Below are 15259 nucleotides of genomic sequence, written 5' to 3' on the forward strand. Positions count from 1 at the left end.
TCATATTTTAGGAGGATCCTATTGGAGATTGAGTTTGACCGTTTAAGCAATGTGAGCAAGTCTGAAATTATTGAATTAAATACAAATGAACGTGTCCTTAAGCAAATGCCTTTAGCCAAGGGCGTTATTTTTGATGAAGATCAATGTAATGCTTGGGTTAATGAAAAAGAAAGCCTATGGATGAACCATGGTTATGGTCCATGGGCATGTATTGTTGATGGCCAATTTGCAGGCTGGGGAGGTTTACAATATGAGCATGGAGACGCTGACTTGGCTTTAGTGCTACACCCTCAATATTGGGGAATGGGTAAACAAATTTTTAATAAAATTATAAACAAGGCATTTAACGAGATGGGCTTTGATTCGATCACAATTTTATTACCGCCAACACGGAAAAAGTTAACAGGGATCTATTCACTCGGATTTAAATTGGATGGTGAGGTCATCATAAGCAATGAACATTTTTTCAGGTATCGACTCAATAAAACGTCTATCGAAAGAACCGAGTAAGTACTACCCTAAAATACTTAGGTGGGGCTTTCTAAAAGCTTCTTAGCATGAATGATCATAAATCAGATAACCTTTCTTCTGACCTTATCACATCAAGTATTGAAATCATGCTGGTTACGATTTCCAAGACACTGCTTATTTTGCTTTGTTGATTTTTTCTTTAGACAAAATGAATAAATCTTCATTTAGATGAGCAAATCTTTCTGCTAACCATTCATGGGTATCATTGAGCGCTTGATTATAAAAATGATGTCCAAATTCATCTACAATAAAATCAAATAAAAACTGTGCTGGAAAGTTTCCAAGGTCTAACTCTAGTTCCTTTAAGGCATATTTTTTCAATGAGCTAATTAATTGTTCACGCGTAAACTCATCAAATGTAATTATTTGCTTCTTAGCCATAGTCTTCATTCTGAAAATAACAAAGAATCATTACAATACTTATTTAGAATTTATTCAATCTTATCGCGTCTTATTATGTCGTACATCTTGAGTTTTCTCTGGCTATGCTTTAACACCTACGCAACCAATTACAAAAATTACCCAAATAGCAATAAATAAAGTAGTTTTAAGATAAACATAGTTTTTAGAATTTTGTAGGAGGCAATAAATTAAAAAATATTCTCAGCATAGTAATAACAGATCAAAAAAACTTTTTTAATAAAAAACTTAAAATAATCTTATAAATATTTAAAATTATACCAATTTAATAAATTTAGCAATTACTAATACATATAATTTTTTATAAAAGCGATTAAAATCTTTTGGAAACTTATTTCAACTCACTTTAAAGTGTTCTCCCTTGAAAGGACGGATCTTCTTCTACAAAAAAAACCTCATCAGTACCAATTAAAGCCCATTGATATGTTCCAAATATTCTGCTTAATTCCTGATTGAATGAATTAAATAGTTTGACTAGATTAAAAGACTCATCATATTCTCCCACATATTGTGTAATTGGAAATTGTCGAAATTCTTCATACATTTTATGTACAGTTACTTTTTTAATCATCATTTTAACTCCTAAGTAAATTGAAAGAAGTTCCCTTCTTTCAATTTACACTTAACTCAATAAAAGCCTAGATGCTATTTTTTTTGCTCTGGGGTTTCTTCAACTTTCTTTGGCTGTGCTTGGGATGGATTGCTTTGATTGCTATCAGGTTGTTTATTCTGATCTTTATTTGTCTGTTGCTGCTGAGGCGCTTGTGATTGATTGCCTTGATTAGCATCAGGTTGTTTATTCTGATTGCTACTTGGTTGCTTGGTAAAATTTGACATAGTAATATCTCTTTTTTGTCATTCATATTAATGACTCATTCAAGATGCGCCTTTATTAAATAAATAGATAGTATTAACACGTATCAAGATATATTTACCACAACAACACCATTGGTTTATATCAGTTATTTAAAATTATATAATTACATATATATTTTTTAATTCCACATCCAAAAAATTTAAATTCAAAAAATAAAAGATATATAAAGAAAATTAATCCACCCCACCTATTTGATCATTAAAATCAATACTTATAATATATCATACTTTACTTATATTAATATTTCTTAGGCTCCTATTGATAGATATACTTATATATTCTTAAAAATATATAGTAAAACCGTTTAATTACTCATACATATTTAAAAGAATAATTTGAACAGCATACCGATAGAATCTACTAACCATTCTTCCTTTTATTCTTCACCCACGCCATTTCTATAAGATTTAAATCAGGGCTGTAAAGTGGTAACCATAATATATGATGCTCATGTTGCTCTAATAATTCTTGAGTATCTGACCTTTTATGAAATGTCACATTATCCATCACAACAATACTCTGCTTCGGCAATTCTGGGTTAAAAAATTCCTTAACCCAAAAATGAAATACATCTGAATTCACTTTGCAATCAAATAGTCCAACTCCAAATAAGCCAATTTGATATATTGCACCAATTGTATTGGTTTGATTCTTAACTATCAATTATATGATCCATAACAAGGTGTTCCCCGTTTAGAGTAGCCATAAGGTCGTTGTTCATGTGATTTAAAGCCACTTTCATCCAGATAAACGATAGGATGCTTGTGCTTTAACTCATCCAGAGTCTTTAAGTATTGTTCTCTGATTTCAGGTTTTGCTTGCGGATGAAGTGAGGTCTTTTTTTTAACGGTAATCCCTAGGCGGCTTAATGTATCGCCAATGGAAGAAACTCCACAGCCAAAACGTGCTGCACGTTCATATTGATAATCATCAGTATATTGTTCAACATCTGCCCTAGAGCGTCATCATCTATTTTTGATGGTCTACGTGGTCAAGCTCTTTTAATCTCTATACTTTTTCCCAACTTAAAATTGTATTCTTATCAATTTCAAATTGAGTGGCAACGGCTCGAATAGAATTTCCTTCCTCAAGTTTAGCTAAAACTTTTCGTCTAAAATGTTCTGAATAAATCATTTATCTAGCATCTTACATTTTTAACAGTTTGACTATAGATGGTTATCCTCCCGTTGGGCGAGGGGTACGCAAAGGTATTTAAACTTTCAAAGCAAAATATGGCAATGAAAGCTTTTTTATAATCAAACACTCATTTTTTCATGTAATTGTATGAATAATTAGATGGTTTGATTATAGTTTTCTTCATCTTTAAAAATTGCTTCAATTGATAAGCCAAATAATTTAGAAATTTTAAATGCCAAAGGCAGACTAGGATCATAACGTTCTTTTTCAATTGCATTAATTGTCTGCCGCGAAACACCCAAATATTCTGCTAATTGCTGCTGAGACCAGCCTTGTTTCGTTCTTAATTCAGATAAGATATTTTTCATCGATAACGCCAGCTCCCAATTGCAATACCAACACCCCACAATGTTGCCATTAAAGGCCATACAAAAAACATAGAAAGATGTGGAAAGCCAATATTTTCAAGAAATCCATAGCTAAATGTAATGAGTGCGGTACCTACGAATGCGAGCGCAAAAGCTTGTAATTGGATGTGTTGTTGCATTTCATCTAAGCGCGCTAATTGTCTAAGTACACTCCAACCCACCAAAATACAGGGAATTATCGGCAATAATGTCACAAAAATTTGTGTTGAATAGCGGATATCGTCATTCTTTAAATAATTTAATGAACAAATAAGCACAACAATATAAAGCAGTATTGATGCACTAAACTCAATCAGAGATCTATATTTTTTCATACGGCAACCATGTAAAGTAAACTTTACACAAATTTAGATCAAATAGCACACCATGTAAAGTACACTTTACATATTATTTTTATTTTAACTTAGACAACAAACTTGAAATGCGCCTTTAATTGTCATTTTTTCACAGCATTTATCCGCGCTTTGATTATAAATTTCTAAAGCTAAATGATTTAAAAGCATAAAAAAAACCTAGTAAGCATGAAGCAAACTAGGCTATAAACTTTGAATCTCTTTTCGTTGGTAGCGGGAGCTGGATTTGAACCAACGACCTTCGGGTTATGAGCCCGACGAGCTACCAGACTGCTCCATCCCGCATCAACGAAGCACCTTTATACGCCTTAAAGACAAGGAATACAACCTTTATTCTATATATGTTTAAAAGAATTATTGATGGGCATTCAGAACACGCTAAAAGCATTCATTGTTGACTAATTATCGTATGCTCTTTTAACTTCAAAACACAACGGTTTAACCTTTTACTTAAGATTAAAAACCTAATATTTCGATAGCGATCTATTATACTTTTACCCTCATCAAGGCATCTTTAGCTCTTACCCAAATAACAATTTAATTAAACCAGTCATTGATATAGCATTAGAAAGCCCACTAAAAAGTGGGCTTATTTTTTGGAGGCGCATGAATGATGTGTGAGTCGCACAACAATTCAATAAAAAGTATATCAGCCTTTATTTATTAATTAAATTAAACTATGTAACAAAAATTAGCCAAAGCGTGCTGCAATACAATGTTCAAATAAACAGCGAAGATTTGCCTTAGTCTCTATATAAATTTAAGCAATTAAAAAACCACCCGTAGGTGGCTCGATTTAAATCATAGCTTCCAAAATCTTATAAATTTTACCATTCTTGCTGCTTTCAAACAGCATTTCGAAGTTAGGACGCAAAAGTTCATTTTCAACAATAATATATTTGATACGTTCATGAGTTTTATTTGGATTTATCACAACATCATCTAATGTTGCCTCTACTGCGTAACACTTTCCAAATTGATCCTTTACATTTATGTCGAGTTTATTCATAAAAAACACCTTAAAAATTAAATAAAAACAGCTAAAACTGTTAACCAAAACATTCAATGATTATTAAATTTATGCTTGTACATCAAACGCAATTCAATATACTGCAAAAACAGTAAATTATTATAAAAATTTTTATTTACTTACATTTTAAGTGCTTATCAAAAAGATTGCTTCTTGATACTACTCAGGTTTTTTTAGGATCTATTGCTTTTATCTCCTTTAAATCATCAAGATGAAGATCAAAAATACTTTCAATCATTTTTACTTTGGATTCACTGGTATCCTCAGACGTTTCAATCAAGTATTTTTTTGTTTGTTGGGTAAATTGAAAATAGTCTTCATAATTCACTGTTCCATTTTTTATCAGAAAACCGACTAAATTTCCGATGAGTAATCTTGTGACATGGTCACCCTCTAAGGTTGCCTCAACCAGCTTCCCAGCTAAAATTAATTTTTTCATCACATTACCATCCTTTGTATCGTTCACTTAATTTAACAAATTCATTTTTACTTGTCATATCAATAAAAATATTCATTGCTTAAGTTCGTTCAGATGTACGCTAGCTTTTGGCCTCTATTACTGCAAATGCATCAATATTGATACTTCAACAATAATACTCAGTTACTTGAATACAATTAAACAATCCCCTCCTTCTATACTTGCAAAGCTGCTTTAAAAACCAATGTCCACTCTAGTATGTAGACCAATCATCAGCCTCAAATCGGATTTATTCTAAACTTACGCTGATCTAATAAAAAAGCCCTACATTTCTGTAAGGCTTTACCTTAATTTTGCGCTGACTAAGGATTTTTGTTATTTATTATTAGTAAAATAACAATTTAAATTTACTTTAAAATTAAATTATCGTCAACCCTTTTATTGTCTGTATAAAAAAATACCCACCGATAGAGTAAGTGGGTATATAAACTTGTGATATATGTTTAGATAAACTTAATTTACAGAACATAAGTCTCACTTTCAATACCATTCATCGGCTATTTAATTTCAGAAAAATACAAATATCAGAATTTATTCACTCAATGATCGAGACTTCATATGCTCACAGATAAAGCCCTCTATAAAAACAATAAAAAACACCAGCCAATACTACGCACAAAGAAGAACAAAAAATTAAATCGTATGCAACTGATTTTAAATATTTTTTAATTAAATCGTTTTAAAATATAACATAAAAGAAAAGTCTACTAGGTTCTATTCACTTATCTAAATTATTACGGTTTATCAATCATATTGAACCCAAAAGACCCTATACATTTATCTCGACTATTTTACTGCGTTTTTATTATTAAAGAACAGATGTATAGTATCCGTGACCATTGGAGAGAGTGGTCTATAGACAATAAAGAAAGGCCCTACTAACCTGCATGATGCGGGTTTCTTTTTATTTATTGATCTAGAAATAGCACAGTAGCCACACAGTCCCCCGCATAAAAAAGACGAGATTTACACAGCAATTGATTAGATGTGCTTAAATTTTTGCTGATAGGCGAATGATGGATCTTTTAAATAGGTCCAGTGTTTTAATAAAAATATAGAAAAAGTTATAGAAATAATTGAAATGTATAAATATGAATTAAGATAAAAATTTAGAGTTAAAAAAAGCACGATATCGTGCTTTTTTTACAACTTACTCTGAATTATAGCGGAGTAATGTTTACAGCGTTAGGACCTTTAGGACCTTGAGTGATACTGAATTCAACTTGTTGACCTTCAGCAAGAGTTTTAAAGCCAGAGTTAGCGATTTCGCTGAAATGAGCAAAAACGTCTGGACCTGATTCTTGTTGAATGAAACCGAAACCTTTAGTTTCGTTGAACCATTTAACTGTACCTTTAACAACATTTGAGTTTGACATAATCAATCCTACTGAGATTTAAAAATTTTAAGTCATTTTATGACTAGTGATAACGTCGAAAATAATAAAGAATTGAACTTAAAATCTGAATAAAACGAAGGATTATGACTAAAACTGCGATACTTAGAGAAGATTTACCAAAACATGACTTTTTTCTAGTTGGCTTTACTTTACAGGAAAAAAATAAATAATCAAGCCTTCTTATACATATTTAACTTTTTTATGGATAAAGAATGGCTTATCTATTTAGAACAGCTCTCATGTGAGAGCTTTCTCAAATAACTTACTTTTTTCGATCATTGATAGAAAGCCAATTAACTTTCTATTTCAGAAGAAAAAAATACCAATGTTCCATACATCAATTTTTCTTATGCTTATTTTAGGGTTACTTTTTAAATGGCCAGCGGAGTTGAGCCAAATATTGGTTGGGTATTTGACTACGCACACCAACTTGATCATCTTTAATTTTTTGATCTTCATAGTAAAAACTCCCAAACAGAATATCCCAAAATATAAACACTTCTCCAAAATTCTTACGACCAAATCCATGTTTATGATGGATGCGATGTACTTCAGCTACAGCAAAAATATATTTGAACGGACCAACACGATAATCAATATTTGCATGTTGAAAAAACAAATGCACGGCCATAAATATCATCCAACACCCTATCAGCACACTTGGAGCACCCAAAAGCGCTAAGATGATCAAACTAGGTCCAGCAAGTACGATTGCACTCAGTGGATGCCTCTTTTCAGCATTTAACCAATATAAACGGCGTGATTGATGGTGAATCGCATGTAATTTCCATAAAAATCGATACTTGTGGCTTAGGTAATGCATGAACCATAGTCCAAAATCAATCACCACAGCAACAATCAATATCTGCCAAAATACCGAAATATGGTCGGGCCATAATCGTGAAATAAATCGGAAAAGATCAAACCATTCGATAATTTTTGAGACAGAAACGATCAAAAATAAATTAAAAATTGCATGGATGATATCTGTAACAAAATCTTGATGTGTATCCAACCATTTTGCTTGATAAGGCAAATAATACTCACCCCATGCAATCACTACGCCACTTAGCAAGATGAATAATATTGAACTTGGCCAATACGGAACTTGCCCTGAGACGATGAACATCATCATCCATACGGTTAACAACATATAAAGTGGATAAAATAAATATCGCAGAGATATTTTAACAAAAGCGCTCATTTATAACTCCAATCAACAGAATACGTTTTAGGAGTATGCTGACTGGCTGGATATAAAAATTGAACGAAACCGCTATATCTCCTATAGCTTTTGATCCGACATTAGCAATATTGGCATTTGCTCAATGGATGGAATAAATTTTAATAGTGAAGGTTGAATGCCAAACATTTGTTTGCAGGTTCGACTAAAATGCGCCTGATCAGAAAAATGAGATTGATGAGCCATGCTGGTTAAATTAATATCCTGATCTATGGCTTGAAAGCTTTGTAATAAGCGTAACCATTTCCGATAACTACGATAAGAAATACCAAAATTGTCACTAAACCAATGACTAAAACGGCTTTCTGAAAGATTGAATTGTGAGGCGATTTGTTTAAGTGTCAAATTCTGTTGATGATTGAGAATAAGAAATTTTGCAAGACGCTCTTCTCTAACTGACTGAGCTTTGAAATTAGATTCACTGCAATAACTTAAAAGCTTTTGGAAAGATTCAAACGTTTGATTTTGTTCTATAAAATATGCTCTAAGAATAGATACCAAACTTTGAGGCAATATCGTAATCGGTGAGTCTTGTTTTAGGTAAGCTTGTAAATAATGCTGAATGACATCAGCAAGAAAATGTGTTTGATCAATATAGATCGAACAGTAAGTCCCTGGTTGCAAATGATGTAAAGTATTTGCTGCGATATAGACCCCACTACTCCATATACAATAATCATCAGCAATAACTTGAATCCGCTCTCCCTGTTGTTTTGCAAAGCTTAACTGATGTGCGTGATGACGATGTGGAGAGTTATCACCAACAGCTCCCTCAAAATAGCCAATGCCATATCCAATTGCTATTCTGCCCATCCAATATTTAGCAGGTAAGTTATATAGATTAGATTGAGCCATAGAATACTTAAGCTAAAAGTGAAAACTCATTAAATAACACTATTCTACTTATCTTCAAATACCCAGCATAAATAAGCAGATTGATTGAGTGCGCTTTTTATATCTTTGCTATTCTAAAACGTTTGAATTCAATCCAATAAATTTTAAGCATAAAAAAACCTAGTAAGCATGAAGCAAACTAGGCTATAAACTTTGAATCTTTTTTCGTTGGTAGCGGGAGCTGGATTTGAACCAACGACCTTCGGGTTATGAGCCCGACGAGCTACCAGACTGCTCCATCCCGCATCAACGAAGTGACTTTATACGCCTTAAAGGCAAGTAATACAACCTTTATTCAATATATATACCTAAAAGATCCACTTAATTATCCTATTCACACAATATTTATACTTTATGCATTGTTTTCAAGTGTGCTTAGATAAATATAGAAACAGAAAATTTCGGATTGATTAGATTGAATCTCTTTCGCTAAATCCACAACATCATATTAAACACCAAACATCGCTAATCTCTATGCCATGATCCAAGTTGCTAAATAACAAAATATCCTTAAGCACCTATCAACATAAAGATCAGTAGCATGATAGGAAATTTATTTTCAATATATTTCAACACATCAAAACTCATAAAAGCCCACCTTTTGATGAGCTTTTAGATCCATTTGTATTTACTTATACACCCATACCCCAGAAGGGATATTACCAAATAAATGTATAAGCAAAGTAAGAACAATAAACATAGAAAAGAAGAATGCGATGTTTATAGATTTAGATATCATGTAATCACCCTTATTTTATTGTTGTTGCTTTTTTATACACTAATAACGTGAATTTTTCAATCATTAACATGAATATAAATAAATCACTTTAAAATCTAAGACTCTATAATGAGCATAAATAGTAAAACATTTTATGATAATTACAGCTACTCTCCTCCTTATAAATACCTCTTACCTTATAAATATCTTTTAGAGCATTATAGTTTAACTATATATAGCAATTTTTGGCGTAAAAAAGACGCTTTAAGCGCCTCACCATAAACTTCATTATTTACAACCTATTTCAACTTATATTGCTTAATCATCTACTCAATCTCAAAAAAATGCTTTTCTGTGACTATTTTTATCTTTATCTCTTTATAATATCTAATCATTGGGTCATTTGCATCTTTGCTGATTTTATCTAAAAACTTATTCTCTTTCATTAATTTAGAATAAGTTTTATAACCTATAATTAATCTTTGTGGATCCTTAATTTCTTTAAAATCATCAATTTGCTTATTGAGTTCTTTTAGATTAATACCCATGTTGGCTGCCCTCAATTGTTTTATTCAATATAGCACTCATTTATGACATTTTTTTGGCGAATTAAGAAAAATTAAGCGATCAAAAATGCCTCATATCTTTGTAAGGTATTCTTCAATATTTTGCTATATCTTTCATCAATCCTTAAAACATCGGTGACTTAACTCTAGTCACTACATAAACTTATGATTCAGTGATAAATAAGGGATGATTCGCTTTATAAATCGCTAATTTTTTTATTTCATTTTCCAAATAATCTGCTGGTTCTTCTTTCCATGTCGCTTTTCCACTATCAAAATCCGAGTTACTTAAAGTCCAAGAAGAAATCAAACTGTAAACAAATGTATTATCAGCAAAAATTAATTTTGTTTTATCACTCTTATCACTTGTAAACACTTTATGTGTAGGTAAGGCCCCAAATATACCCACGTGGGTATACAAATATGTAAAGGTTTCATTCATCGTAATGATTACTCTTGTCGTTAATCACTATACTACCGCATTCAGCTCTATTTTATGAACTTTGAGCAAAATTCTAAATCCTTAACAGCTTAAGGATTTTATTAAAAAAGTAGTCCACTAAGTCTATGCTATAAATAATTTAAAAACTAAGGCAAAAAAAACCTGCATCTTTGGGGAAAGAATGCAGGCAAAAACCGATGATTCGGTGATAAAAGGAATACCTACTATTTTACTAGGGTTTGATTTTATTTGTCAGTGGCAATATATAACAAGTGCTATAGCTTGCTTACAATTGGTGAAAAATACTCAATATAAAGGTAGAAAAGAAAATAAAAAACTTATAAATACATTTTTAATCAAAGCATTACAAGTGATTTAATGAACACTTGTAATGCTTTAGTAGCTTATATTTGGCTGCTAATTTATGCTTTTTAGGATCGATCTTATCGAGTGGTTGGCTATAAAAACTTCACCAACAAAGCAACTCTATTTAAAGCATTTCCAAAAGATCAGTTCTCTTTTTAGTGTTCAAATTACTTTTATATTTTTTCAATTTTCAAAATTACAAATAGTCCCCCATCAATGGCTTATATTGATCAATTCATAACTTTCATGGTGATGTTGATTCTAATCCCTCTTAAACCTTACTCAAGTCTAAAATTGTCATGCTACCCCAATACACTGCACCTGTATCAATGTAGTAGCAATTATCTCGCTTGATAGGCATTTTTGTGACGGTATGCCCCATGATGACCATATCCACAGCTTGAACTTTAGTATATTTCAGATTCTCTAAATCAAAGCGTTCTCTACCCCACATTGCAGCTTCTGTAGGTAATCGCTTAGCTTCAATTGCATATCTGATAGCATCAAAATCATCAAGATTATGCTTAAACAACTCCCAATCATTTTGCTCAATATGTCCATGTACAAAGCCAAACTTACGACCGTTATGTGTTACTTCAAGTGCAATCGGTAGTTGCTTAAATTTGTTTATAATTTTATGTTGAGTTTGAGCATCCAAATCGTAAAACCACTCTCCCCCATTGGCGATATGGCAACGGCGAAAGGAATCATTAAACAAACTTTTAATACATAAGTCCTCATGATTCCCTCGAATTGAAGTAAACCAAGGTTGATCGATTAAATTCACACACTCAATATTTTGAATACCACGATCAACCAGATCACCAACAGCAACCAATAAATCGTTTTCAAAGTTAAAGCCTATCTCAATCAAGCGACTCATCAGCAAGTCGTAACAACCATGAATATCGCCAACTACGTAGAGCTTACCTTTGATTGTCTTATTCCAAATTTTGACTAAGTTCATGACGCTGTCCTCTTAAGCGGATTTTCAACCATTTACTGCAATGCCCTATCTGTATAATTGTTTTGTTGTACACCGCATTGATGTATAAATATTTTTGTTTACATAGCTTTGGCTAATTAATATGAGCTATACATCAATTTTTGTTTTCTGTAATAACGCATTTACTTGAGGTTAAGCAGGCTTTTAATAGATTTATAAATACATTGGCTGGAAATGAATCAGACCTATATTGAATGCTTTACATCACCAGTAGCGTTAGTTTGGAGAAATATGAATACTTAGAATTGCATGCTTTTTGATAAGTCTGATTCTTATATAGTCAAAATAACAATATCTTCTAATTGAATCATCTATAAAGGTATCCACTACGGCTATCATTTTTTTGCTTTTCTAGATTTTTCTTATGAGTTGAAATTTCAGCTTTTATCTTTGTGTCTGTGAGACTTACAACGAGTTTAGCCATTTTGAGGGTACATTTTTATTGGATTTTGCGGTATACCGTATAAAGTACCGTTAAAAATTGAGCAGTGGACATACATCATACGATGAAATGAGACAATAAATTCTATCAATGTCTTTAATATAGGTGTTATTGAGACAAATTGGAACAGCAAGATGGTACGCCCAGCGGGACTCGAACCCACTCCACAGGCTTCGGAAACCTGCACTCTATCCAGTTAAGCTATGGGCGCTTAAATTGAGAAGGCACATCATAACAAAAAAAAACGCGAGGTAAAGCATTTATAAAACAACTCTTTTGATTGATGCTCATGCTTTAAGCAATGTTGCATATTTGCAATGCAGAATTCCTCCTAACTTACTTGGTTTATTTAAAAAGATCGCTCACAATACACACTCCATAAACCAAGTGAGAATTTCATGACTGATGCTCTGACGTTAAGAGATTTATCTAAAACCTATAGAAATGGATTCCAAGCTCTCAAAGGAATCAATTTGACTGTTCCAGAAGGAGAGTTTTATGCACTTTTAGGACCAAATGGCGCTGGTAAATCGACAACAATCAGTATTATCAGTTCCTTGGCACGGAAAACCTCGGGTACTGTGGAAATTTTTGGTCATGATTTAGATACCCACCCTTCTCATGCTAAGCAATGTCTAGGTGTCGTTCCTCAAGAATTTAACTTCGGTCAATTTGAAAAAATCTTCGACATCTTAGTTACTCAAGCAGGTTATTACGGCATTCCGCCTAAAATTGCACAACAACGTGCTGAAGAATATTTAGAAAAATTAGGTTTATGGGATAAGCGTAATACTCAGGGGCGCATGTTGTCTGGTGGTATGAAACGCCGTTTAATGATTGCGCGTGCCATGATGCATGAACCTAAACTTTTGATTTTAGATGAACCCACTGCAGGTGTAGACATCGAGTTACGCCGTTCAATGTGGGATTTTCTTACAGAAATGAATGAAAAAGGCACCTCGATCATTTTAACCACACACTACTTAGAAGAAGCAGAAATGCTTTGTCGTCAGATTGCGATTATTGACCGTGGTGTTATCAAAGAAGATACATCGATGAAAGCATTCTTAAACCAATTGAGTGAAGAATCTTTTATTTTCGATTTAGAAAATCCGATTGAACCGATCGTGATTGATATCATTGGTGTGAAGTTTAATCTGATTGACCCAATGACCTTAGAAGTCACAATGGATAAAGCGCATTCTTTAAATGATTTATTCCAGCTTTTAGAAGCGCAAGGCATTCGTGTTCGCAGTATGCGCAATAAATCAAATCGTCTTGAAGAGTTATTTGTGAAACTGGTTGAGAAAAATCTTGAAGGAGTTGCAGAATGAATTTTACTCAACTACGTATTGCGCTCTATACATTAGTTCAAAAAGAAATCCGCCGCTTTATGCGAATTTGGCCGCAGACCTTATTACCGCCTGCGATCACCATGAGCTTGTACTTTGTGATTTTTGGTAATTTGGTCGGTTCTCGTATTGGGCAAATGGGTGGATTTAGCTATATGCAATTCATCGTGCCAGGTCTCATCATGATGGCGGTGATTACAAACAGTTATGCCAATGTGTCTTCAAGTTTCTTTAGTGCTAAATTCCAAAAAAGCATCGAAGAGCTGATCATGAGTCCAGTTCCATTACATATGGTCTTGTGTGGTTATGTGATTGGTGGTGTTGCCCGTGGCGTTCTTGTTGGGGCAATTGTCACTGCAATGAGTTTGTTCTTTACAGACCTTTATATCCATAATATTTTCGTCACGATATATACCGTTATTATTACCTCGCTACTGTTCTCTTTAGGTGGTTTTATCAATGCTGTATATGCAAAATCGTTTGATGATATTTCGATTATCCCAACCTTTGTATTAACACCCCTCACCTACTTAGGCGGTGTGTTTTATTCGATTAGTGCTTTAAGTCCATTTTGGCAAAATCTGTCTTTAATTAACCCGATTGTATATATGGTCAATGCTTTCCGTTTCGGAATTTTAGGTCATAGTGATGTCAATGTTTCATTGTCTTTACTTATCGTGACCCTTTTCTGTGGCGTACTTTATGCAATTGCCTACTATTTACTTTCTCGTGGTTCAGGAATGCGTGAATAATGTCTGTTGAAAAATCTTTATTGGGTAAAGAAACCGATTACCCAACTACCTATCAACCCGAAATTCTTTTCCCAATCGCGCGTGCACAAGCACGTGAGCAATATGCGGATGTAGCGGGTATATATAAAGGTCAAGATTGGTGGCATGTATTCGAAATTTCTTGGCTAAATGTCAAAGGAATCCCGCAAGTTGCGATTGGGCGTATTGCGCTCCCTGCAACATCAGCAAATTTGATTGAATCGAAGTCGTTAAAGCTCTACTTTAATAGTATGAACTTTACCCAGTTTGATTCTCATCAAGCTTTTATCAATACCGTAGAAAAAGACTTATCTGCTGCTGCACAAGCCCCAGTGACGCTAACTTTATTTCAAGTTGATGATTTAGAGATTAGCAAACCAACGGGTATTTGTATTGATGATCAAGAACCTGACCAGCTGGTCAATCATCCAGATGCAAGCCTTTTGGCCTTTGATCAAGAAAATACACAACACGGTGAAAGCATTGAAATTCAACTGTATTCACACTTATTGAGAAGCAATTGCCCTGTGACTGGACAACCAGATTGGGGAACTGTTTTTATCCGATACCAAGGTAAAAAACCTTGTTATCGTAGTATTTTAGCTTATATTATCTCGTATCGTCAGCATAACGGTTTTCACGAACAATGCGTGGAACAAATCTTTGCAGATATTTGGCAAAATTTAAAACCTGAAAAGCTGATGGTGTATGCAACATATACACGTCGTGGCGGTTTAGATATTAACCCATGTCGTGTATCTGATGAATCATGGATGCCAAGCCCAATTCGATTGGCGCGACAATAAACA

General features: G+C 33.2%; 19 protein-coding genes, 3 tRNA genes and 1 pseudogene. 5 read left to right on the top strand and 18 right to left on the bottom strand.

The features are described 5' to 3' along the window. The first annotated feature begins 21 nt into the window (after positions 1-21). Complete coding sequence (locus CQZ96_RS07120) at positions 22-510, top strand: GNAT family N-acetyltransferase (protein WP_105714519.1); 489 nt, start codon at positions 22-24, stop codon at positions 508-510. 135 nt (positions 511-645) lie between these two features. Here the strand turns inward: CQZ96_RS07120 and CQZ96_RS07125 are convergent, their stop codons facing one another. From CQZ96_RS07125 to CQZ96_RS07200, 16 genes and pseudogenes are all read right to left on the bottom strand, one after another. Then, on the bottom strand, positions 646-912 hold the full coding sequence (locus CQZ96_RS07125; protein ID WP_004721976.1) for a DUF2164 domain-containing protein: 267 nt from the start codon (positions 910-912) through the stop codon (positions 646-648). Between the two features lie 385 nt (positions 913-1297). Beyond that, on the bottom strand, positions 1298-1525 hold the full coding sequence (locus tag CQZ96_RS07130) for a hypothetical protein (protein ID WP_105714520.1): 228 nt from the start codon (positions 1523-1525) through the stop codon (positions 1298-1300). A gap of 71 nt (positions 1526-1596) precedes the next feature. Further along, on the bottom strand, positions 1597-1788 hold the full coding sequence (locus tag CQZ96_RS07135) for a hypothetical protein (protein ID WP_105714521.1): 192 nt from the start codon (positions 1786-1788) through the stop codon (positions 1597-1599). Between the two features lie 400 nt (positions 1789-2188). Further along, positions 2189-2491 (bottom strand): transposase, encoded by a 303-nt coding sequence (locus CQZ96_RS07140; RefSeq protein ID WP_146113223.1) that lies wholly within the window; start codon positions 2489-2491, stop codon positions 2189-2191. A 124-nt stretch (positions 2492-2615) separates the two neighbouring features. Beyond that, positions 2616-2962: pseudogene (locus tag CQZ96_RS21860) on the bottom strand (IS630 transposase-related protein). A gap of 158 nt (positions 2963-3120) precedes the next feature. Beyond that, the gene (locus CQZ96_RS07150) at positions 3121-3333 is read right to left on the bottom strand and encodes a helix-turn-helix transcriptional regulator (protein ID WP_004721981.1); all 213 of its coding nucleotides are present in this window, start codon (positions 3331-3333) and stop codon (positions 3121-3123) included. Then, positions 3330-3707, bottom strand: a complete 378-nt coding sequence (locus CQZ96_RS07155; RefSeq protein ID WP_105714522.1) for a hypothetical protein — start codon at positions 3705-3707, stop codon at positions 3330-3332. The genes CQZ96_RS07150 and CQZ96_RS07155 overlap by 4 nt, the downstream gene beginning before the upstream one ends. Positions 3708-3954: 247 nt before the next feature. Further along, positions 3955-4031, bottom strand: a tRNA-Met gene (locus CQZ96_RS07160). A 511-nt stretch (positions 4032-4542) separates the two neighbouring features. Then, positions 4543-4755, bottom strand: coding sequence for a hypothetical protein (locus CQZ96_RS07165; RefSeq protein WP_105714800.1), 213 nt, complete (start codon positions 4753-4755; stop codon positions 4543-4545). Between the two features lie 184 nt (positions 4756-4939). After that, positions 4940-5215: a hypothetical protein gene (locus CQZ96_RS07170; protein WP_105714801.1), complete on the bottom strand. Its 276-nt coding sequence runs from the start codon at positions 5213-5215 to the stop codon at positions 4940-4942. Between the two features lie 1199 nt (positions 5216-6414). Next, positions 6415-6630, bottom strand: coding sequence for a cold-shock protein (locus CQZ96_RS07175; RefSeq protein ID WP_004721990.1), 216 nt, complete (start codon positions 6628-6630; stop codon positions 6415-6417). 385 nt (positions 6631-7015) lie between these two features. Beyond that, on the bottom strand, positions 7016-7855 hold the full coding sequence (locus tag CQZ96_RS07180; RefSeq protein WP_105714802.1) for a sterol desaturase family protein: 840 nt from the start codon (positions 7853-7855) through the stop codon (positions 7016-7018). 81 nt (positions 7856-7936) lie between these two features. After that, a complete protein-coding gene (locus CQZ96_RS07185) occupies positions 7937-8749 on the bottom strand; it encodes a helix-turn-helix transcriptional regulator (protein ID WP_105714803.1) in 813 nt (270 codons plus the stop codon). Between the two features lie 208 nt (positions 8750-8957). Next, positions 8958-9034, bottom strand: a tRNA-Met gene (locus CQZ96_RS07190). Positions 9035-9832: 798 nt separating this feature from the next. Next, positions 9833-10054, bottom strand: coding sequence for a hypothetical protein (locus tag CQZ96_RS07195; RefSeq protein ID WP_004721994.1), 222 nt, complete (start codon positions 10052-10054; stop codon positions 9833-9835). 181 nt (positions 10055-10235) lie between these two features. Continuing rightward, on the bottom strand, positions 10236-10514 hold the full coding sequence (locus tag CQZ96_RS07200; protein WP_105714524.1) for a hypothetical protein: 279 nt from the start codon (positions 10512-10514) through the stop codon (positions 10236-10238). Between the two features lie 181 nt (positions 10515-10695). Between CQZ96_RS07200 and CQZ96_RS07205 the strand changes: the two genes are divergently transcribed. Continuing rightward, entirely contained in the window at positions 10696-10893 is a 198-nt protein-coding gene (locus CQZ96_RS07205) for a hypothetical protein (RefSeq protein WP_105714525.1), read from the top strand. 258 nt (positions 10894-11151) lie between these two features. Here CQZ96_RS07205 and CQZ96_RS07210 read toward each other — a convergent pair whose 3' ends face one another. Both CQZ96_RS07210 and CQZ96_RS07215 read right to left on the bottom strand, forming a co-directional pair. Further along, the gene (locus tag CQZ96_RS07210) at positions 11152-11847 is read right to left on the bottom strand and encodes a metallophosphoesterase (RefSeq protein WP_105714526.1); all 696 of its coding nucleotides are present in this window, start codon (positions 11845-11847) and stop codon (positions 11152-11154) included. Positions 11848-12463: 616 nt separating this feature from the next. Next, positions 12464-12539 (bottom strand) — tRNA-Arg (locus CQZ96_RS07215). A gap of 187 nt (positions 12540-12726) precedes the next feature. Between CQZ96_RS07215 and CQZ96_RS07220 the strand changes: the two genes are divergently transcribed. Genes CQZ96_RS07220 through queF form a run of 3 tightly spaced genes read left to right on the top strand, consistent with a single transcriptional unit; the run spans position 12727 to position 15256 of the window. Beyond that, a complete protein-coding gene (locus tag CQZ96_RS07220) occupies positions 12727-13662 on the top strand; it encodes an ABC transporter ATP-binding protein (protein WP_105714527.1) in 936 nt (311 codons plus the stop codon). Then, positions 13659-14432: an ABC transporter permease gene (locus CQZ96_RS07225; protein ID WP_004820027.1), complete on the top strand. Its 774-nt coding sequence runs from the start codon at positions 13659-13661 to the stop codon at positions 14430-14432. The genes CQZ96_RS07220 and CQZ96_RS07225 overlap by 4 nt, the downstream gene beginning before the upstream one ends. Continuing rightward, positions 14432-15256: an NADPH-dependent 7-cyano-7-deazaguanine reductase QueF gene (gene queF / locus CQZ96_RS07230; protein ID WP_105714528.1), complete on the top strand. Its 825-nt coding sequence runs from the start codon at positions 14432-14434 to the stop codon at positions 15254-15256. Before CQZ96_RS07225 ends, queF begins: the two co-directional genes overlap by 1 nt. The last annotated feature ends 3 nt before the right edge of the window (positions 15257-15259 follow it).

The sequence above is a fragment of the Acinetobacter sp. MYb10 genome, from assembly GCF_002980175.2.
Taxonomy (GTDB): Bacteria; Pseudomonadota; Gammaproteobacteria; order Pseudomonadales; family Moraxellaceae; genus Acinetobacter; species Acinetobacter guillouiae.